The sequence below is a fragment of the Rhizobium sp. Leaf384 genome, from assembly GCF_001424065.1.
GTDB lineage: Bacteria > Pseudomonadota > Alphaproteobacteria > Rhizobiales > Rhizobiaceae > Ferranicluibacter.
The window spans coordinates 608,670-633,172 of the sequence record NZ_LMQE01000001.1; the positions used below are offsets into that span (position 1 = coordinate 608,670).

At 55.7% G+C, this 24,503-nt stretch carries 17 protein-coding genes; 5 read left to right on the forward strand and 12 right to left on the reverse strand.

Annotation, left to right across the window (positions count from 1 at the left end):
* Positions 1 to 110: 110 nt before the first annotated feature.
* Entirely contained in the window at positions 111 to 704 is a 594-nt protein-coding gene (locus ASG25_RS02915) for a CatB-related O-acetyltransferase (protein ID WP_244479298.1), read from the reverse strand.
* 399 nt (positions 705 to 1,103) lie between these two features.
* Between ASG25_RS02915 and ASG25_RS02920 the strand changes: the two genes are divergently transcribed.
* Positions 1,104 to 1,967: a right-handed parallel beta-helix repeat-containing protein gene (locus tag ASG25_RS02920; protein ID WP_162242159.1), complete on the forward strand. Its 864-nt coding sequence runs from the start codon at positions 1,104 to 1,106 to the stop codon at positions 1,965 to 1,967.
* Positions 1,968 to 2,038: 71 nt separating this feature from the next.
* Here the strand turns inward: ASG25_RS02920 and ASG25_RS02925 are convergent, their stop codons facing one another.
* Complete coding sequence (locus ASG25_RS02925; protein ID WP_156466859.1) at positions 2,039 to 2,482, reverse strand: hypothetical protein; 444 nt, start codon at positions 2,480 to 2,482, stop codon at positions 2,039 to 2,041.
* Between the two features lie 34 nt (positions 2,483 to 2,516).
* Entirely contained in the window at positions 2,517 to 3,266 is a 750-nt protein-coding gene (locus ASG25_RS02930; protein ID WP_162242161.1) for an exosortase/archaeosortase family protein, read from the reverse strand.
* A gap of 480 nt (positions 3,267 to 3,746) precedes the next feature.
* Here ASG25_RS02930 and ASG25_RS02935 point away from each other — a divergent pair, with 480 nt between their 5' ends.
* Positions 3,747 to 3,956 carry a KTSC domain-containing protein gene (locus tag ASG25_RS02935; RefSeq protein ID WP_062469022.1) on the forward strand — a complete coding sequence of 70 codons (210 nt, stop codon included), beginning with the start codon at positions 3,747 to 3,749 and terminating at the stop codon, positions 3,954 to 3,956.
* Between the two features lie 233 nt (positions 3,957 to 4,189).
* Positions 4,190 to 4,663 carry a transglutaminase-like cysteine peptidase gene (locus ASG25_RS02940; RefSeq protein WP_062469024.1) on the forward strand — a complete coding sequence of 158 codons (474 nt, stop codon included), beginning with the start codon at positions 4,190 to 4,192 and terminating at the stop codon, positions 4,661 to 4,663.
* A 40-nt stretch (positions 4,664 to 4,703) separates the two neighbouring features.
* Here the strand turns inward: ASG25_RS02940 and ASG25_RS02945 are convergent, their stop codons facing one another.
* A complete protein-coding gene (locus ASG25_RS02945) occupies positions 4,704 to 11,588 on the reverse strand; it encodes a VCBS domain-containing protein (protein ID WP_082479864.1) in 6,885 nt (2,294 codons plus the stop codon).
* 658 nt (positions 11,589 to 12,246) lie between these two features.
* On the opposite strand from ASG25_RS02945, the gene ASG25_RS02950 reads away from it, so the two are divergent.
* Entirely contained in the window at positions 12,247 to 12,459 is a 213-nt protein-coding gene (locus ASG25_RS02950; protein ID WP_156379775.1) for a hypothetical protein, read from the forward strand.
* Positions 12,460 to 12,533: 74 nt separating this feature from the next.
* Here the strand turns inward: ASG25_RS02950 and ASG25_RS02955 are convergent, their stop codons facing one another.
* From ASG25_RS02955 to ASG25_RS02965, 3 genes are all read right to left on the reverse strand, one after another.
* Entirely contained in the window at positions 12,534 to 13,754 is a 1,221-nt protein-coding gene (locus tag ASG25_RS02955; protein ID WP_062469034.1) for a hypothetical protein, read from the reverse strand.
* Between the two features lie 367 nt (positions 13,755 to 14,121).
* Positions 14,122 to 14,556 carry an acyltransferase gene (locus ASG25_RS23590; RefSeq protein WP_062469037.1) on the reverse strand — a complete coding sequence of 145 codons (435 nt, stop codon included), beginning with the start codon at positions 14,554 to 14,556 and terminating at the stop codon, positions 14,122 to 14,124.
* Positions 14,557 to 14,866: 310 nt separating this feature from the next.
* On the reverse strand, positions 14,867 to 16,051 hold the full coding sequence (locus tag ASG25_RS02965) for an O-antigen ligase family protein (protein WP_062469040.1): 1,185 nt from the start codon (positions 16,049 to 16,051) through the stop codon (positions 14,867 to 14,869).
* Positions 16,052 to 16,425: 374 nt separating this feature from the next.
* On the opposite strand from ASG25_RS02965, the gene ASG25_RS02970 reads away from it, so the two are divergent.
* Complete coding sequence (locus tag ASG25_RS02970; RefSeq protein WP_062469043.1) at positions 16,426 to 17,553, forward strand: acyltransferase; 1,128 nt, start codon at positions 16,426 to 16,428, stop codon at positions 17,551 to 17,553.
* A 67-nt stretch (positions 17,554 to 17,620) separates the two neighbouring features.
* On the opposite strand, the gene ASG25_RS02975 is transcribed toward ASG25_RS02970, so the two are convergent.
* The 5 genes from ASG25_RS02975 to ASG25_RS02995 form a co-directional block, all read right to left on the reverse strand.
* Positions 17,621 to 18,505, reverse strand: coding sequence for a hypothetical protein (locus tag ASG25_RS02975; protein ID WP_062469046.1), 885 nt, complete (start codon positions 18,503 to 18,505; stop codon positions 17,621 to 17,623).
* A gap of 1,074 nt (positions 18,506 to 19,579) precedes the next feature.
* On the reverse strand, positions 19,580 to 20,071 hold the full coding sequence (locus ASG25_RS02980) for a glycosyltransferase (RefSeq protein WP_062469049.1): 492 nt from the start codon (positions 20,069 to 20,071) through the stop codon (positions 19,580 to 19,582).
* Positions 20,068 to 20,547, reverse strand: a complete 480-nt coding sequence (locus ASG25_RS02985; protein ID WP_200942748.1) for a glucuronosyltransferase — start codon at positions 20,545 to 20,547, stop codon at positions 20,068 to 20,070. Before ASG25_RS02985 ends, ASG25_RS02980 begins: the two co-directional genes overlap by 4 nt.
* A 624-nt stretch (positions 20,548 to 21,171) precedes the next feature.
* On the reverse strand, positions 21,172 to 22,062 hold the full coding sequence (locus tag ASG25_RS02990; protein ID WP_062469055.1) for a glycosyltransferase: 891 nt from the start codon (positions 22,060 to 22,062) through the stop codon (positions 21,172 to 21,174).
* Positions 22,063 to 22,126: 64 nt separating this feature from the next.
* On the reverse strand, positions 22,127 to 24,292 hold the full coding sequence (locus tag ASG25_RS02995) for an AAA family ATPase (RefSeq protein ID WP_062469058.1): 2,166 nt from the start codon (positions 24,290 to 24,292) through the stop codon (positions 22,127 to 22,129).
* Positions 24,293 to 24,503: the final 211 nt, after the last annotated feature.

Sequence of the window (24,503 nt, forward strand, 5' to 3'; positions counted from 1 at the left end):
GCAGGGGCCGGCGGCATTATCGTTTGTTTACTGCAAATCGTCCTCGCCCCGCTACCGTCGGCCGCTTTGCAGTCGCAGAAAGACAACGTCCGCCTTACACAATGTCCGCCTTACACACGGGGGCGGTCGCCGAACACGAACGCTGGCTTTTGCGCGGCCAAGCGCGCAACCGCAGCCTTGTCGAGTACCCACCAGCGGCTCTGTTCGATCTCGTCTATTCGGGCCTGGTCAAAGCGATAGCGAACAATCTTTCCCGGTACGCCCGCAACGATGGCGTAAGCGGGAACATCGCGTGTGACCACGGCACCTGCACCGATGATGGCACCTCGCCCGATATGTTTACAGGACGGCGTAATGACCGCATTGTGGCTCAACCAGACATCGTCCTCGATCACGATGCTTGTTTCGACGACCCGACTTTCAGACACCACGTGATAGGAAGGATCGTAAAAATACGGATGTGTCGAGATCGCTTCGATCGGATGGTTGGCGTTCAATATCCGTGCTGATTTCGCAATCGAACAATAGCGGCCGATGCGCGTGCCGGGGGGTATGCGCCAGCGATCGAAGCAGCCATAACTATAATCTCCGATTTCAATTCCGTATTTCTGCGAGAAGTGCGAGCGGAGTCTCGTACTTTCGTACTCATTGCGTCGCTCGCGAAATAGCATCCATTTCTCGGTCAATTTTCCAAGCGTGCTCACGATTCCTCCATACAGACGTTACGGGCCGACAGCGGCGGCAGCGCCGGCTTTTGTGCGGCGATAGCAGGATGAAGTTACACGATCGGCACTATGGGTGGTCAACCAAAAGTCTATCGATCAGTGAAATTTAGCAACGGCCCGCGACCTTGACAGTCCAAACCCGGTTGGCCAGATTGCCACTTCGGCTGGATGATCATCATGAGAAGCGATATTGATATGGCCATGTCCTTTACACGTCGCGACTTCGTCTACAGTCTTTCGGGACTGATCGCCGCCTGCACCGTCTCGGCTGCTCAGGCACAGGCGCCGGACGAGCTGATCTTTGCGCCGACCCGCGACGATGGGCTGGGTGAAGCGATCAAGAAGGCCCTGTCTTCCGGAAAACGACGCGTCCGCCTTTTGGATGGCGATTATGGTCCACAGACGATCCAAGGTATCGCTGCCGAAAACTTCGAAATCGTCGGCAGCGGCAAGTCGGTCGTTAACATGACGATGATTACCGCATCCGCGGGGATCAGCTTCCGCAAGGTGATCTTTCAGGGCGAAAAAAGTGATCTTGGATCCGGCATGGGTCTGGTCTACGTCAACAGGGATGCCTCCCATACACGATTTTCCAAATGCACCTTCAGGACCACCGAAGACACGTCCTCATGGCAACCGCGCGACTGGGTCGAACTGCCCTATAATTCCGGCCTTCTTGCCAGGGGAAAAAACGTGGTCGTCGCGGATTGCGATTTTACCAATCTGCGGAATTGCTTGACGTTTCTCGATTGCGACGACAGCAGCGCCGAAAATTGCCGGTTTCAGGACTTTGGTAACGACGGCGTCGAATTCGGCGGCAGCAATATTCGCATTGTTGGCAACACCATCCGCGGCAGTCACCATACAGATGCGGAAAACCAGCATAGCGACGGCATCCAGGGCTTCCCTGCCCCGAACAAGCGCATCTACGAGAACATCGAGATCACCGGCAATTTGATCGAGTATGTCGGCCCGGGCGATTACATGCAGGGCATCAGCATCTTCGACGGCCGCTGGAAAGACGTGCGTGTATCGGACAACACAATCGAAGTGAACATGTGGAACGCGATTGCCCTCTACGGCATAGACGGCGTCACCGTCGAACGCAACACGGTGCGCTCGAAGGACAACAAGCGCCCGAGCTGGATCGAGGTCCGCGCCAGCAAGGACGGGCGCAATTCATCGAACATTGTCGCGCGCGACAACCATGCCCCGACACTGAGAATCCCCACCCCGCGTTAGAGCATTGATTCTACGCATCAGGCTCTCCGAAAATCAATTCCGATTTTCGGGCCGATGCTATAGAGAGCCTCCTATCGCGTCGCGAACAGACTTTCGGGTTTGCAGCGCGCTTGGCCGATGATCGCCCAGACGGGCTGCCAATCGTAATCGACACGCAATTGTCCCATTATCCGGGCGATCTGATAATGCAGCGTCGCCCTATAGACCGGCGGTTGCCGCAGAATCTTTCCGCCCAACACATAGAAGATGTCGTCGTAATCCCGATAAAGCGTCTGGATCTGCGCGGTGTTCCATCCCTGCGGCCTGATCTCCGCAAGCACAAGACGGCAGTCACCGTTCGAGGCAGCGATGGCGATTTCGGTCGTCTGAGAGGCGTGTTCGATATGGTAGCCGTTTTGCGCCAACAAGACGCTCGCGGTATCGAGCAACGCCTGCTGGTCGCGCGGATCGGGAGCGGTTCCGACGGCAAATTTCAAGCCGATCCCAAGCAACCCGACAACGAGATAAGGGTGCACGTTCATGATGCTGCGCTCGAGACATTACTGTCCTTCATAGCGCGACCTGGGGCTGATCGCTCTTGTCCCCACCCGGCATGGCCGGACCGATCGATGAGCGAATGCCAAGCCAGCACACGATGGCCACGACAGCCAGTGTGAACCATCCGACGACCGTATTGCCGATATCACCGTGAATGATATCGAAATACGGCCGAAAGGTTCCGATCGCCACGAGGCGGACGATGTTGATCAGGAAGACGCAAAGTCCCATTGCGACGGCGACCCCGGCCACCCGCGTCAACGCTATTCTCGGCACGAGGTTGACCACCGTCCACCAGGCAAGCAGTGCCAGCGACATGTTTACCAGCGACGAACAGGCCGGATAAATCTGGAAATATCCACTGCGATCCGCAAACTGCACCATGTTGCCGTTCGAGGGCATACCGAGGATGAGCGCTGTCACGAAGGCATCGGTTCTCAGCACAGCATTGCCCGCGAACGCGAATGCCAGCTTTGCCCAGAACAGCGGAACGGTGATTGCCAGAAGGATGCGGGTACCGCGCACCATCGGGCTCGGTGACTTTGCGTTTCCCAGAAGCCATGCAACACAGATGATCAGTCCGATCCAGGCTGCGTAGCTTTGCGGGATCAACGAAAGGATGACAGCAACGGAGCCGACGATACGATCTGCCCGGTTGGTCTTGTGCAGCCCTTCTCCGCGTCCAATGAGAACCAGGCCCCAGTAGGCCGCGATCCAAATGATCGCACTGACATCGAACAGCGACCAAGCTGCCTGTTCCATGCCTTTCTGCATAATGCTGATGATGGCTCTGGCGACGAGACCGTTGGCAACACACACGCAGGCCACCAACCGAAAATAGTTGCCACGTGTTGTCCCTGTCCACCAAGCCGCTTCCGGCATGTCCCTGAGCGACCCGCTGTTCATGACTGCCTTGCCAATCTCATCGATGATCACGCTATTGGTAGTGGGGATACGCCAAAATACCTTTAACGCCCGGCTGCATCGCCGTCCAGAGACGCAGGGCCCTTCAGAGACCCAGGGTCCTTCAGAGACGAAGAGCCAACAAGGCCCGCGTCGGCATCGACTTGATATCTGGAGCCAGCAAGTTTGGCAATCAGTCCCGCCTTCCTGTGTCCTTTCGAACAACCGTTGGGCGATTGCTATCCAAAATCGAACACATCGATAAAATTAATTCCACTTCTTTTACCGAGCCTTTCAAGCTGCATCCTATGCTGGCCTCAACGAGCACAGGAGATGAAAATGCTTCGACTTCACGTAGAGTCTCGGATCATCCATTCGGTTTACTTCAGCCAGGAGGATGGACAGCTTCGCATCTGTTTTAAGAACGGCGAAGAGCGCCGTTTCATCGGCGTACCCGAAGCAGAAGCGGCGGCCATGTGCGAGGCACCCTCGCCGGGACAGCACTACATCGCAAAAATCCGCAATGAGTACGACAGACTGGCAGCGTAAGCACAACGCTACGCCGCCGGTATGTTTTAAGAAATTCCCGGCAGTCAAGGCCTAGAGGGCCGCGCGGACAACCGCTGATGTCAGCAAGGAAGCAAAAGGGGTCGAAAATGTTGAAGTTATTGAACGCTGCGCTCTTGCTGACTGCTTTGTCCGTTTCGGGCCCAGCAGCCGCCAATTCCACGCAACGCCCCCATCTTGCCGCCTCCTCGCAAATGCCGGAGGGGAAGCTGGCCATGGCCCCGATTGCGTTCCTGATGTTCTGCAAACATTACGCGGCGCAATGCACGGCGGATGGCGATGCTTCCAAGGTGACCATGACAGCAGACGTCTATGCCCAGATGGTCGCAGTCAACAAGGCGGTCAACCGGAAGATCGTCCCCGACGCGGCGAAAGGCGGAATGGACTGGTCGCTGGAGACCCGTGTCGGCAATTGCAACGACTACGCGATCCAGAAACGCGATGCCCTGCATGCCATCGGCTTTCCGATGGCAGCACTGTCGCTGATCGTCGCCATTACTCCGAATGGCCAAGGCCATCTCATCCTGTCGGTTCGCACCGATCGGGGCGACTTCATTCTCGACAATCTCGCCAGCCGCGTCATGCCATGGGCTGAAACACCCCACAAGCTGTTGAAGCGCCAGTCAGCCGATCACCTCATGCAGTGGGTCATGATCGAACAGAACACAGAGGTCGCAGCTGCCAATTGACAGCTGACCCGTATCTGAGTGGTTTTCGGCCCTGCCCGCCTCAGACGATCAGAAGATCGCTAAAATGCAAGGTGGGATTGCCGTTCAATTGCGTGACCATCACAGCGGCGCCCGAGCCAATGCCATCGGCATCGTAGAGAAGCTTTCCGTTGGAGCCGTCATAAACGAACTGAGCGCTGTTGTCGCCAATAGCAGCAGTACCATAGCTGAAATGCGAGGCATCGAGCGTTCCGGCTGCGTAACGGCCGAAGTTCGACGAATTGAACGCCAGTGTGTCTGAGCCGGGCACAAAGTTGGAGATGATTTGCGTCGTCTGGTTGGTGAACAGATATTGATCTGCAGCGCCATTGAGGGTGATCGCAATGTCTTGTTTGACGAGCACGCCCTTTCCGTCGCTGATGCTCACCGTATAGGTCTGCTGCAGTTTCTGGCCGGCACCTAAAACGTCCAGCATATTGTCTGCAACCGAAAACGCCCAGTTGACCACGCCAGTATTGCCGCCGGTCGTATCGCTACCGAGGCTTGCGGTCAGGTTGCCCAGATAGCCGCCTACCGCTGCCTTGACCGTTACGGTATGTTTGTCGGAGAGGTCCGCATCGGCGAAGTTGAAACTGCCCGACGTGGTGTCGAGGAAAGTCTTGCCGCTGACATTCGATGTTTCGACAACGCCACCTGAGATGGCCACATCACCCGGCGAATAGGATTTGACGGTCGGCGCATCGTTGATGCCGCGCACGGACAGCGATATCACCTGGGTTACTTCCCCGGAACCATCATCGGCATGGACGGTGGTGTTGATGGTGACGAAGTCGTTCGCTCCGAGGAAATCCAAAGCGCTGTCATTTATGACGTAGTCCCAGGTGGCTTTCCCACTGTTCTTGCCGAGATCGCCGACAGGCATGGAGAAGGCGTTCTTCAACAGAATGGCTTGGCTGTCCGAGAGGTAGGACGTGATATCCGCCCCGTCAGACGCCTTGACCGACAGCGTCGGACGGTCGAACGAGATCATCAAATGATCGTTGGTATCCACGTCGCTCAAGTTGAGCACACCGGACTTCACGTAGCTAACGGCCTGCCCTTCGACCCAGGACAGCTTCGCCGAGCCGGTAATGGTCGGCAGATCATCGGCACCGTTGAGAACGACGTTGACGTTCTGCTTGGTGACGGCACCCTTGCTGTCGGTGACCGTGATCACATACGTCTGGGTGATCACCTGGCCGGCAGACAGAGCATCGAAGCGCTTGTCCGGTATCGAATAGGTCGCAACCACAGCGCCGCCCGTCCCGTTGACGGGCTCCTGGAGTTGCGTCGACATACTTCCAAGATATCCGGCACCCTTCATGACGACGGAGACCGAATGCACGTCGTTGATGTCGAGATCGCTGAAAAAGAGCGTGCTTGCGCGGGTCTGGACGTTCAGAGAACCTGTTTCGAGCGCCGGTTCGGAGAGAACGACGTAGACGTTCGGATCCTGTGCGGACACGACATCAAATATCGGCTTATCGTTCGTCCCGGTGATTTTGATGCTGACGTCTTGGTAAGAGACGGCGTTGCTGAGATCGGTGACCTGTACACGGGTGACGACGGTCAGCACTTCTCCAGCCGCAAGGAAAGCCGTCGCCGTGTCGGCAAGCTGGTAACGCCAGTCGAGACTGCCATTCGTGCCAATCTGGCCAAGTGGAACCGAGAAAGACGATAGAAATTTCGATATTTGATCCGGGGTTAGGCTGGCGGATATGTCCTGACCACTGGCGCTGGAAAAAGACACCGTCCTGCCCGCCAACGAAACCGTCAAACTGTCGTCGAGGTCACTGTCCGAGAATGTGAGCTTCCCCGTCAGCGAATAGAGGCTGGCGGCCCCTTGGACAAGGGTTCCCGAAACATCGCCCGAGAGCACCGGCGCCGTGTTCGCAGGTATGATGTTTATCACCAGCTGGGCGCTAGATACGCCACCAAATCCGTCCGATACACCATAGGTGAACGTGTCGGTCACCGAAGTTGCCGCCGGCGCAATGCCGTTCTGGACGTAGCTGTAGGATCCGTCTGCGTTGAGCAGGAGATCACCATAGGTCCCGTGGATCGCGCGTCCGACTCCGTCCTGAGAACCAGCGACGGAAATCACGTGCAGCGGGTCGCCGTCGGCATCTGTATCGTTGGCAAGCACGCCATTGGTCGCCGAAACGGAAAGCTGGCGGCCGGCCAGGTTCTTGGTGATGGTCGCATCGTTGGACAGGACGGCGGCCCTGTTCAACGTTATGTCGAGATTGGCGGAATTGAAACCGCCCTTTCCGTCGGCCACGACATAGCGAAAATGATCGACAAGATGGCCACCGGTCGCTCCCATGGTCGAGGTGACGGCATAGCTGAAGGTGCCGTCGGCGCCCATCTTCAGCGTGCCGTAACTGCCAACAACTTCGGCACCGATGTTGCCGACCGACCCATTGACGGAAACCACCTTGAGGACGTTGCGATCGGCATCGGAATCATTGGTAAGCACGCTCGTCGGCGACATCAGGATTGTGCCGACAACACTCTGTGCGATAGCGGCATCTGCGGCGGCGGTCGGAGCGGAGCCCACCAGGCTTACGCCGGCTTCGAAGCTGACACGGCCTTCGTAAGCGCCGATCGTCAGGAAATGCGTCAGCGGGTTCATACCTGACGCAGCGACGTCCGGACTGGCGGCGAGATAGGAGCTGACATCGAAGAGGGCGCTCGGATCACGACCTTGCATCCAGCCGACCGCCATAAAATGCGCGAGCGGCTCTACCCCTGACGCGGCAACGTCCGGGTTGCTTGCCAGGTAATAGGAAGGATCGAAATAGGCGTTGGGCCGCAGTCCCTGCTGCCAGCCGACTGTCTGATAATGCTGCAGCGCGGTCATGCCGCTCTTGGCGACCGACGGATTTGCAAGAAGGTAGTACTCCTCGTCGAATCCGTTGACGATCTGGTCGCCAATCGCGGCGTAAACCGTCCGGCCCTGGCCATGGCCGATGGACAGGTAATGCTCAAGCGGATCAAGACCCGACTTCGCGACATCGGGGTTCATCAGCAGGTAGAGCTCGGTATCAAAGTTCACGCTGGGATCGTCACCCAGCTTCCAGCCGGTGGTATGGTAATAATCCAGCGGGTTCATGCCGGCCGCGGCAGTGTGGGCCGCTGCATAACCATTGGTGGAGAAATAGAAATTGGGATCGTAACCGAGCTGCCAGCCGGTGGCGGCATAATGGGCCTCGGCATCGAGACCGGCATTCCATACTGACTTGTGGGTGGCGTAATAGAACAGGTCATCGACCATGACGTTGCCATCAGCCACGTTGATCGTTCCATCGGCAAACGCGTATGTGGACAGACCCGATATCGGCAGAAGCGAACCATCCGCATGGGCGAGCGCCGCCTGACCCTTAATGAACACGATCGGTGCAGATGCAAACGTGAAGCTGAAATTGGCCTTGGACGCCATCAGGTCCAGATTGCTGTCGGAAAAACTATACGGTTCGACGACAGCCGTTCCATCCCGATGGATGATGAGATCGGACATTGAGAGGTTGTACACCCCGGTCAGATCGATGCGGTAATCGAAAGCCGTATCGCCATTCAGGTCGATGAAGAACGAGGTGACGCCGCTGGCATTGACTGCATAGCGTATCTGCAATGGCGTTCCGGTGAAACGGTCAGTGCCGACCCAGCTCCAGTCACTGGCAGCGGACTGCGCCACCAGACCGGAAATATCAATTTTATCGATACCCTGCTCGAAGTCGCGAATGCTGTCGGCACCGTCGCTCAGCGATGTCAGCAGGAAGATGTCGGCACCCGCGCCGCCATATAGAAAATCGCGACCGCCGCCGCCCTGGATGATATCGTTTCCGCTACCGCCGGTGATGATATCGCTGCCGGCGCCACCGACAAGGTAATGGTCGGCATGACCGCCCCAAAAGCTGTCGTTTGCGACCGTACCGATCGTCGCGTCATAGCCGACGAACGACAGCTTGCCGGCGGTTTCCGAACTGCCGAAACTCGTGCCCGTGCCCGTTGGCCCGTAATTGCCGGTGTAGATTGTGCCCGCCGGCAGGAACTGGGTGTCAAATTCGCCCGTGACACCGAGACCGATGGCATTGTTCTTGATGACGACATTTGTCAGCGAACCCATCTGTTCGGCCGTATTCGTCCAGGTTGGGCCATTGGTGACAGTAATCGTGTAGTTGCCGCCGACGAGGACGTTGTTCTGGACCAGGACCTTGTCGATCGACCCGAGTTCGGAGGAGATGCGGATGGCGTTGTTGGTGCCGGTCGCTGCATCGACGGGAGAACGCCAGTCGATGATGTTGTTGGAGATGACCACCGGTGAGTTCGTCTTGCCGACCCAAATGGCATCGGAATGCGCCAGAGAATAATATCCCCCGCCGTGGAAGTAATTGCCCGAAACAGTGCCGCCCATGATGGCCACGGCATCGATCGGGGCATCGATGAACATGTTGTTGGTGATGGTCGCGTCAACGCCCTGCGCAAGGATGAAATCCTGGAACGCTGAATTGATCTTGCCGCCATCGAACGTGCTGTGGTCGACAATCAGTCCGGTCGTGCCCGCGGCAGCCCTCAGGCTCACGAAGATATCCGTCGTCGCATTGAAGATGCAGTTCACGAACTTGACGTTGTCGGCCAGGACGGAGACCTGGACGTTCCGAAAATCGACGCCGTCGAAAATGGCGCCGTTCTTCGTCACCTCGAGCGTAATGGCGGAACGGACGATCACACCGTCGGCTGCAGTCAGCGTCCTGTAGTCCTGCAGGTCACTGACGGCGACCTGATTGCCGAGCGTCACATTGGCGGGCAGCGACTGCAGAATCGTGTTGTCCAACACGTGGCTCAGATAGTCCTTCGCCTGGAAACTGGTGTCCGATCCGACCAGATCGACGACGATGGGCTGTGTAACGACCGATACCTGACCCGTCTGGGCGTGCGTCGACGAGATGGTCGCATCGACCTTGACTTCGGCATAATATCCCGCGCCGAGAAACGACACCTTGTCTGGTGTGACATCATAGGACCAGGTGACCTGACCGGCATTAACAGCCGAACCGGCCGAAACGGAGAGATACTCCCCCAACGTTCCAGCCTTTTCCAACATCAGCGCCTGCGCCGCCGTTAGCTGGCTCGGCGGAAGCGATGACAGATCGATGCCGTTGACATCATAGATCGTGACGTGAACAGCCGAAGTCTGCACGACGACCGTATCGCTGGCATCGGGGTCGGTGATCTTGACCAGACCATCAAAAGTGATCGGCTTGTCCAGAAAAGAGCCAAGCGACTGGTAATAGGTTGCGTGCGTTGCACCGGAGACCACGGCTGCGTCATCGACGCCAATGTGGTGCACGCTCACGTCCTGGGAAACCATGCTTCCCTTGCCGTCGCTGACTGAAATACGGTAGGTCTGCGTCAGCTCTTCGCCCTGCGCCAGGTAGTCCAGCGCCTTGTCAGCCACAGCATACGTCCAGTTGACAGCGCCTGTCGCAGTCGCATCGGTCTCCGAAAGCGTCGCGACAAATTTGCCGACGTAATTTTTCCCCTGTGCGGCAACGGTGACCGCATGAATGTCCGAACTGTCCTTGTCAACGAACAGCATCGTGCCGCTGGCGCTATCGAGCGTATCGCTGTTGGATTTGCCCTCGCTTTCGACAACGGTTGCTGACAAAGACGGCGAACCGCTGGCCGCGTTGTTGAACACCACATTGTCGTTCGTGCCACGAACGGTGATGATCACGTCCTTGGTGACGGTACCGCCATGTTGATCGCTGATCTGGATGGTCGTCTTCAAAGTCGCCATTTCGCTGCGACCCATGAAGTCGATTGCACTGTCGGCGATCGAGTATACCCAGGTGGCAGCACCCTTATTCGTCACCAGGGTGCCCACGGACATGCTGAAGGCGCCCTTCAGCTGGTCGATGACCGATTGCGTCAGCGAGGACGTGACGTCGTCTCCGGCCAGATTCTTGAAGGACACATCCTGGCTCAGAATGGACACGACCGGCCGGTCCGTCAGATCCGCGTCGGCTATGCTCAACGTCCCGGTCAGGTTGTAGTTGGTGGCGGCTCCTTCAGCGACATAACCGGCCACACTACCGGATACGACCGGCACGTCGTTTGTCCCGGTCAGCCTGATCGTGACGTCCTGGGTAGTTTTGCCACCCTTCTTGTCGTTGAGCGTGATCGTGTAGACCTGATAGGCAACCTGGCCCTCAGCCAGGCCATCCAGCATCTTGTCTTGCGCGTTGTAGGTCCAAGTGATGGATCCGGGAGCCCCCAACGCCGTATCAACCACCACGGCGGAAAAAGCGCCAAGATAGCCGCCGGCCTTCGGAGCAATCGAGATGGCGTGCGTATCGGTCAGGTCGAGATCGGAAAGCACAAGCACGCCTTGCGCAGAATAGGTCGCGGCGCTTGCGAGCGTGGCGGTCGCTTCTGACAGGGCAGCGGAGGTATCGGCCGCGGTATAGGCAGTCATCGTCGGCGCGTCATTCGTGCCGCGCAGCGTGACGATAATGTTCTGCGTGGTAGCCTGGCCAGCCGGATCCGTGACGGTGATCGGCAGCGTAATCGTTACGACTTCGCTGGTGCCGAGGAAATCGAGAGACGAGTCCGCGAGCGCGTAGTTCCACTTGAGGCTTCCGCCTGAAGCATAGGTGATGGACGCTGCGTCGAACGACAGCGCGCTCGTCAATTCTGCAATGCGTGCGGAGGTCAATATGGACGTCTGATCGACGCCAACCGATGATTTATACACCAGAGACGCGCTGCCAAAGCTTGGCGTGAGCACCGCTTTGGTGTCAGAACTTGAAAAAACCAGAGATCCTGTCTTGGAATAGATGGTTTGCGCACCTTCCAAAACTACGGTTGACAAGCTACCTGTAATCGTCGCAGCAGACGCCATAACAATCAATCTTTCTTCAATAATGCTTAAAAAATCCTTACGTTTGCTTATATATCAAAATCATCGAATTGTTCAAGAACCGCGACGCCCAGACCAACGATTCGAGTTAACTGGTTAGCAGCACTTACAACGAATATTCGAATGTTATAAATTATTATTACATTTATGATGAAATACGCAAAAGATATTACTGAATTTTAAATCCGTTAGATTAAATAACATCTTTTAGTTCTAAAACTTAAATTTGTCCTCATTAGCGACGCTATCATCACCTTCTTGAACAAGGAGCCGTTGCGTTGAGCCGCAAACAGGTCAGAGAAGGGCCGGAAGCGCTGATGGAGGCTGCACAGGTTTGCAGCTGGCTCAGAATTCAGCGAATGCAAGGGCTTATCTCGATATACCAAGGTAGAGGTCATGGGAAGCTTTGTCGACATGTCCTTGAGCAACGCGTGATCAAGTCCAGGGACTATGTCCGCCGTCTCAGCGACGGAGGAACGCACTGATCGGAGAAAATTCGCTATGGAGCAGAGCGGCAGCGGCTTGACAACGCCGTCCGCAAGTCCCTGACCGCCCGCCCTTCTGCCGCGCCGCTTCTGTAGAATATCGGACAGGGCACACTTGTCGCCGTCGCGCGTTGCGAGCGATCAAGGCTCCGAACTTGGTCGTTCAGAAGCAGAATTCTTCATTGGAGATGTCGATAGCACGCGCGAAGCAGCATGATATCTTCACGTTGCGCAAGCTCTACTTGTATCGAAAGGAGGCCATACTCGGGAGTGCCTGTCTGCAGCGCAAACCAGCGATGCTTGAAGCGGTTATTTACATCGCAGAATCTACGCTCAACCCGACCGGCTCGCTGGCAACCGCAGCATGATTGGTGTGACAGCACCCGATCCTTGTGCTCAGGGAAGGTCCCGCGGCCGTCACGCCAAGCGGCGGACGACCTTCTCAGACAAACATAAAATCGTCATGGCCAAGCGAAATCGCTTTGACGCCGAACAAGGTGATATCGTCGTCAGCGGTAACATGAACGACCGTATCCTTGCCGATCTGGGTGAAAACGAGATCGGAAAACTGGTAGTCTGCGCTGAGCGCAATGAGGTCGGAATTGGCGGCTTGTCCTACGTCAAAACCCTTGATGGCGTCATGACCGAAGTTTTTCCCCAGCACGAAGGTGGTCGCGCCGAAATCCAAAAACGTATCGTCCGCAAGCCCACCGTAAAGCGTCTGACCCGTCATATGCGCCGTGACGAGATGTGACCCATCGGCACTGATCGCGTCGGTCACTGCGAGCTTGCCGCCGGCGGCGTAAAGATTGTGATTGGTAAGCACGCCATTCTGAAAGATCTGGACATCGGAAGCGCCGGTGGCTTGGCGCTCTACAGACTTCGCTGTTGCACCGAGGTTATTGTAATACTGCTCGGAGGACGACCCGTCGGTATGCTGCGTGATCAGGGAGCTGATCTTTCCGCCATCGAAATTGCGGGTCACCTTGTCGCCGTCGGCTTCGAACGTCAGATCGAACTTGACGCCTTCGGTAGTGAAACTGACCGCGCGGACCACGTTGTGATCTGCATCGAAGCTGAGCTGGCGAAGCGAATTGGCTTTGATCTCCGTGATGGACCGGCTGTCCGCCGAAATCAGCCGTATCAATCCACCGGCCGGCACGGCGAGCCAATGTGCCGCGTAGTTGTAGGAGCCGGTGTTGGGATTGTCGAACGACTGTCTAACATCCCAGGCATCCGCCTGGCCACCCGTTTGCTCGTAACTATATCCGTATTTTCCATCCGACGACGTGTATTTCAGGACGTTACTGAACTCGCCGGTCGGACTATCCGTGCGAATGTAGTCAAGTCGGTCGTACCCGTTTTTCCCATCGAGAACTCTGTAGCCATAGGTATTGTAGCCATCGACCTGTGCGTATTCGAATGAGGTCCAGGTGCCGTTGTTACTGTATTCAACGGTCTCGTAATACTCTTCGTTGAAGAGTGTCTGTGTTTTGACCAGGCTGCCGTTCTGGTAGAAATCACTCTCGTCAAAAAACTGAGAGAAATCCCAGAAGGAGATGCTTCCCGTTCCCGAGGAATCGATAGTCGAGTAAATAGGGGAATTTTTCGCAATGTCGATGCCGTATTCAGTTTTTACATAGTATGGATAACTGTAAAACATCCTATAGACCCCTCATCCAATCTCAATCTATCGAATCAAAATTTGATCGACGGAAAAGAATCAATCTCGTGGTTGCAAGATGCCACTAAGTAATGGAATCCGTCCAGCGACGATTAGTGGAAATAAACGGATATGATTATTCAGCTGTTAACGACGCAGCCGGGACCGGCTGTATCGGGACATATCACCAATATCGATGGCATCGTCACCTGTCCGCGTGTGGACAGAGAGACTGACAGATTTGCTTGGTGATCCCCACACCGCCTGCAAATATTCATGCAGCTTGGGCGAGATACCCCGCTCCGCCACCGGGGTGTTGGGCCAAACGCGTCGATGTTAACAGGGGGACACGGCTACGCTCAGAGGATCAGGTTCGCTGTTTGAGCCGACCGAACCGTTCAACCTCGATATCGGTCTTGATGACTCTGGCGGGATTGCCAGCAACGGCCGTTCTGGGGGGAACGTCTTTTGTCACAATACTGCCCGCCCCAACGATGCTGCCGTCACCAATGGTAACGCCTGGCAGGATCATGCTGCGCGCACCGATGAAGCAGTTGCGGCCGATATAGGTGTTGGTACGGAAGGAGCGCGTCATGTCATGAGACAGAATGGCAGCGCCGAAGGCGATGTATGTCCCCTCAGCGATATGGATGCCACGGGGATTGGTCTTGTCTAGCTTGGCACTCAGCGACATCACCACCGAAGGATGTATGTCCATCGACCACACCCAGCGAAGATAGGTCCGCTTTATGCCGACCACGAAACGCTGGATCTTGATAAACTGATTGAGCGATTTCAGCATGTTGTTCTCATTACCTTCAACTCGAATTACCCGTCGGCTGACGGAGATGAAACATGCATCCGAGTGATCAGACAGGTTTCGGCCCTGCCCCCCCAGTCATTAGTCATGCCGACACCAGCGGTCAAGTGAACGGCAGCAGCTCAAGACAGACGTTGGCGCTCGTGGGCAATCTAGCCGGGCCGGGCAAGCAGGCCTAGGCCCGCGCTGGTGCGCGACACTTGGCTTCTGACCCTTTTAAGCTCCGCAGTTCGAGAGCTGGCCGCATGAGGCGAAAAAGGCGTACCCGTTTTTCCGATGCAAGTCCAAACTCCTACGGCTGGCCTCGGCAAGATCTGTTAACTCGCACTGAATGCTCGGTAAGCCCTGCGCGCATCCCCAAAAGAGCGGCCAAAAGCAGCCATACGAAGCCCCAAAAATGCACGCTGAATGCGCAGAAAAACAAGATAAAGATTGCTGTTCCAAGCCCTGACGACATGCTCGAAATAGCAGGATCACGCAACACAGCACTTCCCGACCTCAACCACAGACTTGTGCCTGTCGTGGCGCAACTCATAGCCAGTAGCAGGGCTGCAGGAATTCCGTACCTCACCGCCTGAACCAACCACAGGCTATCGATCGTGGCTGACATGTTTTCAGGCCTCATCCAGTCAGCGGTACCGATGCCAATCCATGGGCTTGTCTCAACATTTACCGATACCCATCGCCAGATATCCATCCTGTAGAAGCCTGTTTGCGGGTCCAGTGTGAACGTACTGATAAGCGCCTCGATAGGCTGATCCACAAATAATACAACTATACCAATAATGTAAAACACCCCCATCCAGAGTATTAACTTTGCCCAAGGATACCCACGAAGAAACCTGAAATACAACAATATCACTACGCCTTGTAGCGCGGATAGTATCGGCGCAGATGACAAGGCTAAGACAGTACCCGTCGCGCAGATGAGGACAACGAGAAACTTTTTTCTAACGTCGAGCAGCGACTGGCTGAGCAACACTGCCGAGACAACAAAGAACACCCCCATGAGAATCGGGTGCTCAAGCGAACCTTGCGCGCGAACGAGCCCAAACCGATATGCCTCCATCGCTAAAGGCTGCGTTGCCCCCCCCCCCGCCAGTGTCATTGCCAACCTCAGGATCGTGTTGCGAGAAGTGAGAGTATCGACGATTGCGTACATCAATGTCGCAATCAGGACATATAACATTCGCTCCGCAAAGACTTTTAACAACAACGGTGTCGAGAAGAACGATCGGCAGATCAGATACGTTAGCAGAAATTGTACCGCAGCGAAGGCGCCGGCCCCTGTTAATGCACGGACTCCTTCGTGCAACACAAGAGAGACCAGCATCCACAGTGCCATGGCAAGAACTGCAAAATCTGAGAGGACAAAAACATACGACTTCTGCGCAAAATTCTGAAGTAGTCTCCTTACGGCAAGAGGACCGCAGAAGAATATTGCCAACCCTACAGCGTTAAGTGCCCCGCTGCTCATGCTTCCCGGAATAAGATAAGCACCCGGGTAGAGGTACGAAACTAGGATGCTCGTTCTTTCAGGATTTTTTGCACTCCATGCTCTCCAACGTAAATTGACCCCTTCTTGAGGTAGGGGCTTTCCGCTGTCTGCCGGACTGCCCCGCTTCTGTTCTGCAGAACGCTTGGGCTCGAAACGCACTTTGCTACTTTCACGCTGGTTATGCACGCTGTTGTGCCCGGAACTCTCAAAATCGCGACGACGCTGACTTTGCACCAGATACTTTGAAAATGCCCGTCGCGCAACTTCGGTAGTAAAATTAAAAGTTTTTTAACGATAGCCTTGCACAGATTTTCGCAACTGTGTAGCTCTGGCCCTTAAAATGGAGTTACGTTGTGAGTTTAATAAAAATTGATACTTTCCCGAAGACCTCGTTTGCTGGGATCGATGCGCTTCGATTATTCGCTGCTCTCATTGTTATGATGTATCACTTTTCTTATCTCCACCTGTTGGATGGATCGTATGCAGAGTTACTTAAGAAAGAAACTTCGGATAAAGCGTCCCCGATATTCCATTTCGGCTGGGTTGGGGTGCAGATATTTTTCGTGATTTCCGGGATATTGATCTACAAGTCTGCGGCCAATTCTTCAGCTTCCAGGTTTGTGATGAATCGGGTTTTTCGTCTGGTCCCTGCCATCTGGATATGCGCGCCGATCAGCATTGCGATAGGAGTTTATTTAGGAGAGATGAGTGGGTACGCCGCGATACGCCCTTTAATCCACGCATTGCTTTTTGTCCCGGTGGGCCCTTGGCCAGATGGCGTATACTGGACGCTGGGCATAGAGTGCGTCTTCTACGCTTTGGTCGCTGTCTGTCTTTACTTCGGTAAATTATCATACGTTAAAATAACGATATTTTCTCTCAGTATATTTAGTTGTATATTTTGGGTCTCATTCTATTTCCTCAAATCAGATTATGATTTGTTTGATTTCCTTAGAGGAAATCGATATTTCGAGCTCCTTATGTTGCAGCATGCTCCCTATTTCGCATTGGGTGTCTTACTTTTTGAGATAATAAGCGGCTCACGATTGACACCAGCCGCTATGGCGCTCGCCATAATATGTATCGTTGGGGCGTGGTTCGAGATTTGGGCTGTTAACGACGAAATCAATCACATCGCATCTGACAATCAGTCCGCTATAACACCAATAGCCGTCTGGAGCATTTCCATTGCAACACTTGCATGGTGCCTGAAGAGAAACATCTTCCCGAGAAAAAAAGCTTCCGCAATATTAAGATTTCTTGGGCTTATTACATATCCGCTATACTTGATACACGGACAGCTGGGGATCCTCGTCATCTTTGCTACGGTCGCTCTTGGCGCGGGTGTGTATCTCGCAATCACGGTCGCTGTGATGACGTGTTTGGCAGCAGCTGGTGCTATCACGTATGGCCCCGAGAGAATGATCGGAAAATATCTGAAAGCGCGAACGGATATCCCCATGGCTGTGCCGGGCAGCTAAAGCATGTCACGGCCAACCGAATGAAAGTCTCGAGTTAAACACCGGCTGGAAGTTATTGCTTTTTGAATTACGTGATACTGCGAAAAAAAATCCGCTGGGTTGCGCAGTGTAGAAAGGAGCGCAGTACCCCGATCGAATAGGGCATCAGCACCGGGCCTCTTCGATGAGCGCACTGACACGGTCTGCCTGATCGAGCCAGCGCTGATTGCGCACAGAGTCGCCGCAGGCTGCGCGTATCTGCGGCGTACCGTGAGAAGTGACGCACCGCCTGCGCACAGGCGATCGTCAGGCTTTCGGCGCTGTTGTCTACAAACAGCCCGGTCGGAAACAGCGACCGCAGGAGCACGGTGTCGCTGATAATCATCGGCTTGCCGGAAGCGACCGCTTCGATGGCTGAGGACAGCTGGATGCCCTCTTCCGTGGTCAGACAGATCATCCCGGTTGCATCCGCGATCAGATCCGCGTAACGGGCTACGGGTAGAAAGCTGGTGAACATGACGTTGTCCGGCTTGTTGTCGAGATAGCCGATATTTTCGGCGCGCACCCGGTCGCCGGTCATCAATAAATAATAATCCGGCAGCCGCCGGGCAGCTTCGATCAGCGCCAACACCGGTTCATCGGGACGAAATGAACAAGGCGCGACAAATTTTAGCCGACCGCTCGGCGGCGCGTCGATATCGGCTCCGGGCGACAGCGGGACACGATCCTCAAGCTCCAGAAGACGATAGGGAAGAATGCCCACTGCAAGCGCCGTCTGGCGAACCTCATCATTATGAACAAGGACGACATCGATTGAATTGAGCAGTCGACGCGTGAGGGGAACCGAAAACCAGAGCTTGGAACATGCGGAATTGTGCACGTCTGCAACCACAACCAGTTTGCCGACGCTGACGAACCGGAAGAGCCAGGCAATATTGAGCAGGACATTTGGCGGGGTCTGTATCCACAGCACTCCAGGCCGCTCGATCAGCAACAGCCATAAGGTACACAGTGTCTGTATGGGATAGCTAACGAAGGCTTTTGCGAACCCTCGCCGCACGAGAGACGTCGGTAAGAAGCGAAGGTCATATCCGAACTCCCGACACATCGTCACAGGTCGGCGCTGATACCGTATTCAAGCAACATAGAGCTGCTTCATATTTAGCGCCTATTCCATCCGTATTGGCTATAATACATTATGGACTGACGCTCTACTTAAGTGTCCGAAGACCATAATATATTATCAATTTTAATTTTAATTCATAGTTACAAAAATAAATATAATTTAGAAGACCGTTAAAAATTTTATTGTGTCGAGAGTTATTTTCGTGAACATTTAGTGGTCACGGGAGTCCATGTAAAACCTGCCGAGTTTCGACAGTTCCCCTGCGGCGGAGGCGTATAGACGGGTTTCAAGAAGGTGAGCGAAGTGCACGACAGGTTCGTGAATGGCGTTGTAAACGCAATGAACCGCCGGATTGAACGCGCCGTCTCGACGGCGTCATTTCGAACGATGGGGCGGCCTATGACGCTTCGTACGCACCGGGTTAACGCCAGTTATCCCGAAGAGTAAGGTCGGATTATCATGGTGCTGACGAAGCAAGGCGACAGCCGACACGCCAACGTCCAGAACGTTCTCATCGACAGCACCATCTCGAAGGTCCTCGCGAGCGGCCGAGACGGACGATTCAGCTAACGCTACCGGTCAGCCGCGTGGCGGAGTGACGACCAGGCTGCAAGCGGGCGTCAATGCAATCGGCTTGCCGCTTGGGATTGTTCCGATGCTGGTTGCGTGCCGGCGCAGTCCGCGCCCGCTTCATGAACAAGCGTGGTGCCACGGCGCAGATCAAGGCCCTTCCCGCCCGCTCCAGGAGGCCTTCTATCGATTGGCGGCTCTACAAAGACCGCCATCAGGCCCAGTGCGTCTTAAGACGTTCAAACGGTTACGGCGGTTCCCCTGCCTGCGCTGGGAAGAAACCTTCCGCACCTTCATGGGCTTCGTTCCTCTCGCCTGCTCAAGGACTGGAGAGACGAATGCAGAAGGCGCCTAGCGGGCGGCACCTATGGCGCCATTGACGATCATTTCCAGATGGGACTGGAGGCGGATCCGGCCCGGCGGATCAAGCGCACTGGGGCGGGAAAGCGAATCCGTATCCGACAACAGACGGAGAAGCTCGTCCTGCTCCTCAGCAACATAGATACCCGGCCTGCCCTTCAGCTTGGACACCGTCGCCAGCTGGTGGTCGTTGCGATGTTCCCCGAGAGATGCCTTACGCGGAACCAGGATGATGGGTTTGCCGTACTGATCGGCTTTGAGCACAGTTCCAATCCCCGCATGGGCAACAAGAACACTGGCACCGCTCAGCAGCGCATCGAATTCCTTGGCTGGAACGTCTGCCTTCCATTCAATATTTTTGGGAACGTAGACGCCGCGGCCGGTCTGAGCAAAAGCCTTGTCGTGGAGGCTCGGTGCCAGGTCGTCGACCATGCGGATGAGCCGATCGAATGGCAACTGCGTTCCGACGCTGACGATGATCATAGAAGCTCCCCTGCATAGGTCGGACCCCGAGCCGTTGACAGATGCTCCCACTGCGTCAGCCAGGTATTGGCCACGTAGCGGGCAATTTTGCCGGACATCGAAAGCTTTTCGACATTTGCGAAACTATCAATCCAGATCGTATGCGCACCGATCAGCCGGCCTGCGGCAAGGCAAATTATGCCCGGTGCTGCACCAGTCGAGATTACTACGGCCGGGCGATGTACGAGGATGATCGAAAGACACTGGAAAATGCTCTTCACCATTTTCCCCAACGTGTCGCGGTTGCAGTCGAGAACCGTCCTACCATTCTCGATGCCTGCCTGAGCAAGCAGCTCCGGCTTGGTCGTGACGTAGAGTACAGATCTTGTCAGCCGAAGTGTCTGGGTTGCAAGCAAAAGCTGCTGCCAATGCCCACCACTGGAGGCTACCGCGACGATGTCCGTTTTTGGTCTCAAAGTAAGCGCCTTCTCATTCAAATTTATTGCATCTCTTGCCCTGAGCATCCGGCGCTGTCGAAGGCGACGTCATCCGGAGGGCGGAAACCGCCACATCCGATTGACGGATTATCGTCAAGCAACCACTCCGCGGTTCAACGCAACACCGGAGATCATCTGCTGCCTGTCCAGCTCAAGCATCTCGGTAGAAGAGCGCTTGGCTCTTACCCAGCAAATTCGCCGAGCATCGTAAGCTTGATGATGGTCGTCGCATCCGGCGCCACGTGAGCACGTCATGCTGCGCGAACAGCAAGGCGTTCGACATGCCCACATACCCGCTGCCGGTAACGCCTGTCTTAATTAAAAATTTCCGCCCTCGATTGTCAACGCCATAGCCTCGCTGCGTGTTTACTTATTTTGTGCAGCGCAATATCGCACTTCCAGTGTCCTGCTGCAAGGTAGGTTTAGGCCTCTACAGGCTTCGCGCTCAAAGGACGGGGGTTAATACCAAGTGTCGATGATAGGAACCTGTAGGATAATTTAGCGCTGGTATCGGGCTAAGCGCGGTGCGCAGCGCGATGTTGTTGCAGCGGGAAAGCATTGCAACACCGTCAGAGATCAGCACCGAACCACCTTCGGCAGGTTTTCTATAAAAGATACTTGGTATTATTCGGCGCGGCCCTTCGCCCACTGGCTGAAAATTGCCTGATGGCTCCAGAGCAGGCGCATTACCCTGAGCCGCACAAGCATCCCAAGGGCCAGCGCCTTGTTATTTAAGCCAGGCACATCCTTTGAGCGGAGGACGTTCAGCGTCTGCGGAATGACAGCCAGTAGCACGACCCAACTGTATCCCAGCCACTTCAGCAGGCCGAATTTTTTGGTGCGAAACAGGAGAAAGGATTCCTTGGTGATCCGGCGCCACTTGCGCTGCAATTCCTGCCAGTCGTGCCGAGCGGGGTGGCCAATGACGGCTTTGTCCGCATAACCGAGACGGTAACCAAGGCCGTGAGCGCGAAGGCACCATTCCTTGTCCTCGGAGACATCGTTTCGAAACGGTCCGACCTTGTCGAAGATCGCGCGGCTCACGAACAGCGACGCGGTAACGGTGAAATGTTTCTTCTGAATATAGCCCTTGTTGCGGAACGCAAAGACGAGTTCGAACGCTTCGGCCGCCGTCGGGTGACCGGGACGTGCCGTGTCCACGCGGACCCTGCCGCCCACCACGTCATAATTGCCTAAGGCGGCAAGGCCGGCTTCCAGATAGTTCGGATCGGGCCGGCAATCGCTGTCCATGAAGGCAAGAATATCGCCGCGTGTCGCTTCGACACCGACATTGCGGGTATACCCGGCACCTTTAACGGTGGAAATCACGAGCTTTGCACGCCCTCGGATCACGGCTTCGATTGCCGCGATACCTACGGGCGACGAGTTGTCCGAAATGATGATCTCGAACGCGTCGCGACCGACGGTCTGGCGCTCGAGCAAATCGAGGCAAAGCCCGAGGTTTTCGAGATCCTGGTAGTGCGGGATCACGACGGAAGTCAGATTCGATTGCATAGGGCCACCGCAGAAGAAGTGATTTTGGTTTACATAAACGCCACAAGGAGGTGCCGCTGCGTTCCTAGTTGACGGCGCGTGGATGGAGCTCGCGCAGTTTGATCAGCTCTTTCACATGAGCCTTGTTCAGCACCGTTCCGATCAGCTTGGCGCGAACCGGCGAGTTGTTTTGCAGAATCGACGATACGACGTGCAGCTCCGTCCTGTTCCACTCCGCAACCATGACGAAGGCGTTTGCGACACTGGCCAGCGCGTCGGCATCGGCAACGACACCAAGCGCCGGTGTGTCGATGACGATATAGCGATACTGTGTGCTGAGAGCCGTCATGAGCCGCGTGAATGCCGGCGAAGACAAGAGGTCACCGGGATTCTCTGTCTTCGATTCGCCTGCTGCGGGCAGGACGTGAAGATTTCTTTCGGCGGTTTCCACTATAAAATCGGCAATGTCGGCGCCGCGGGAAAGGCCTTCGGCAATGCCGCCATTTAGCTTGCCAGCCAGCAATCTCGAGAGCGACTCGTTGCGGAAGTTCAGGTCGACCAAAAGTGTCGGCCAGCCACCTTTGGCACATAGCGCAGCAAAATTAGCGGCCGTCGTCGTCGTCCCCTCCCCGGGCGTCGACGCCACGAACGCAATGACCGAGCTCATTCCCGGACGTTCGAGATCCATATTGATCTTAATGTGCCGCAGTGTTTCGATGTAAAGCGACGGCAGATTGCCGATCTGCTCTGCCGAACCGATCGGAACGAGCCGATCGTCAGGCAGCGTTGGAAGGTAACCCAGGAACGTCTTGCCGGTTGCCTCGCGGACCTGCCGCGAGAACCGAATACGCCGCGTAAAGCCTTCGCGCGCAATCGCCATGAGGACTCCTGCGCCAAAGCCCATAGCCAGTCCGGCCCCGAGTGTCTTGGAGGGCGTCGGGAAACTCGGCGAGCCCGGAACCTCCGCCGTACTGATCACGCGCGCCTCCGTCATCGGGAAGCTCTGCTTCTGAATGCCATCGACATAACGCGACATGAAGGTATCACGGATTGTCTTCACAGCTTCAGCCGAGCTCTCGAGGTTCGCAAGCTGTGCGCGCGCATCGCGGGAGTCGTTGGTGTCGACCGACAGCTGCGCCAGCTCCTTCTGAAGCGTTACGACCTGTGTACTTGAAATTGCCGCCTCCGTATTGGCAGCTTCGTACATGCGCTTGAACTGATCATTCAGCGCACCTTGCAGGTCGGCCATTTTGCGCCTTAGGTCAACGACCAACTTGTGTCCCTCACCATACCGGTTGGCAAGATCTTCGGCACGACGGGAGGTTTCAATCAGTGTATTGCGAAGCTCGACGACGACCGGGTTGGCAAACTCTTCGGAGAGCGCTCCGGTCGTTTCTCCGCTATCGATCAAAGTCTTCAGCTGCGAGGCCTTGGCCTCGGCGCCCGAGCGGGTGTACTGCGCCTGCAGCAATTTCTCGCTGAGGCTCGCGATCTGCTGTTCATCGATGTATTTCCCATCCGACGTGACAATGTTGTGGAGCCGTCGGAACTGGATGACCTTCATTTGGGCCGAGTTGACTTCGCTGCTCAGATCCGCGATGCGCTGCGTGAACCAGTCGCTGGCTTTTTCTGAGGCGACGCGCTTGGCGTCCAGCTGGTCGTCGATATAGGCCTGGGCGATCGCATTCGCCAAACGCGCGGCCCTTTCACCGGTACTGGCCTTGAATGTCACGGCAATCGTGTATGAAAGATCGATACGCTCGCCGACGACCGCTCTCTGCAAGGCCTCGAGCGCCTTGCGCTGACGTAAAGGCGACGGCAGCTCGGTCTTGGCGTGGCCCAAGCCGATCTTTTCCCGCAGACTCGACAACAGATCGCTGTCACCGCCAAATTCGGGATCGAGGTCCAACCTTTCGCTCTCAACCACCCGACGCCCGACGCTTTCGGACGTCAGCAATTCCAGCTGGCTGAGCACGGCGGAACTGTCAATTCGTCCGGACCCGGTCGAAAAGTTCTCATCGACGGCGGCAAGACGCTTGAAGTCGATGAGGACAACGGCTGTCGCCTTGTAGCTCGAGGGAACCAGAAGAAACACAGCAAGCCCGAGGAGAACACCAACCAGGGTCGCCACGCCGATCAGCCGGCTTTGGCGACTGATGATGCTGGCAACAAATGCCATGTCGCCGGGATCGGCCGGGGCGCGGATGTCCTTGACCCTGCTCGCGGTAATGGCTTGGTTGAGTTCCAGCATACAGATCTCCGATTGAGCTATCAGCTCGCCTCAAACTTATCGTCTCGCTCGAAAAATCGAGCTTAAACTCTATTGCTCACAGCCTATACCGAAAGGCTGGCAAAAGACACCGAGCCATCCGTCTCAAACCTGTCGTTCCGGCAACGGATGGTCCAAAAACGCGCGGGTTGGGCGGCTTCCGACGTCCTAAGCAAGCAAATTGACCAAACAA

What these genes read in the sequence shown, in the direction of transcription:
- ASG25_RS02955 (WP_062469034.1), bottom strand. Translation starts at nt 13,754, where the DNA reads ATGTTTTACAGTTATCCATACTATGTAAAAACTGAATACGGCATCGAC.
- ASG25_RS02965 (WP_062469040.1), bottom strand. Translation starts at nt 16,051, where the DNA reads ATGAGCAGCGGGGCACTTAACGCTGTAGGGTTGGCAATATTCTTCTGC.
- ASG25_RS02995 (WP_062469058.1), bottom strand. Translation starts at nt 24,292, where the DNA reads ATGCTGGAACTCAACCAAGCCATTACCGCGAGCAGGGTCAAGGACATC.
- ASG25_RS02945 (WP_082479864.1), bottom strand. Translation starts at nt 11,588, where the DNA reads ATGGCGTCTGCTGCGACGATTACAGGTAGCTTGTCAACCGTAGTTTTG.
- ASG25_RS02930 (WP_162242161.1), bottom strand. Translation starts at nt 3,266, where the DNA reads ATGGAACAGGCAGCTTGGTCGCTGTTCGATGTCAGTGCGATCATTTGG.
- ASG25_RS02990 (WP_062469055.1), bottom strand. Translation starts at nt 22,062, where the DNA reads ATGCAATCGAATCTGACTTCCGTCGTGATCCCGCACTACCAGGATCTC.
- ASG25_RS02935 (WP_062469022.1), top strand. Translation starts at nt 3,747, where the DNA reads ATGCTTCGACTTCACGTAGAGTCTCGGATCATCCATTCGGTTTACTTC.
- ASG25_RS23590 (WP_062469037.1), bottom strand. Translation starts at nt 14,556, where the DNA reads ATGCTGAAATCGCTCAATCAGTTTATCAAGATCCAGCGTTTCGTGGTC.
- ASG25_RS02980 (WP_062469049.1), bottom strand. Translation starts at nt 20,071, where the DNA reads ATGATCATCGTCAGCGTCGGAACGCAGTTGCCATTCGATCGGCTCATC.
- ASG25_RS02940 (WP_062469024.1), top strand. Translation starts at nt 4,190, where the DNA reads ATGGCCCCGATTGCGTTCCTGATGTTCTGCAAACATTACGCGGCGCAA.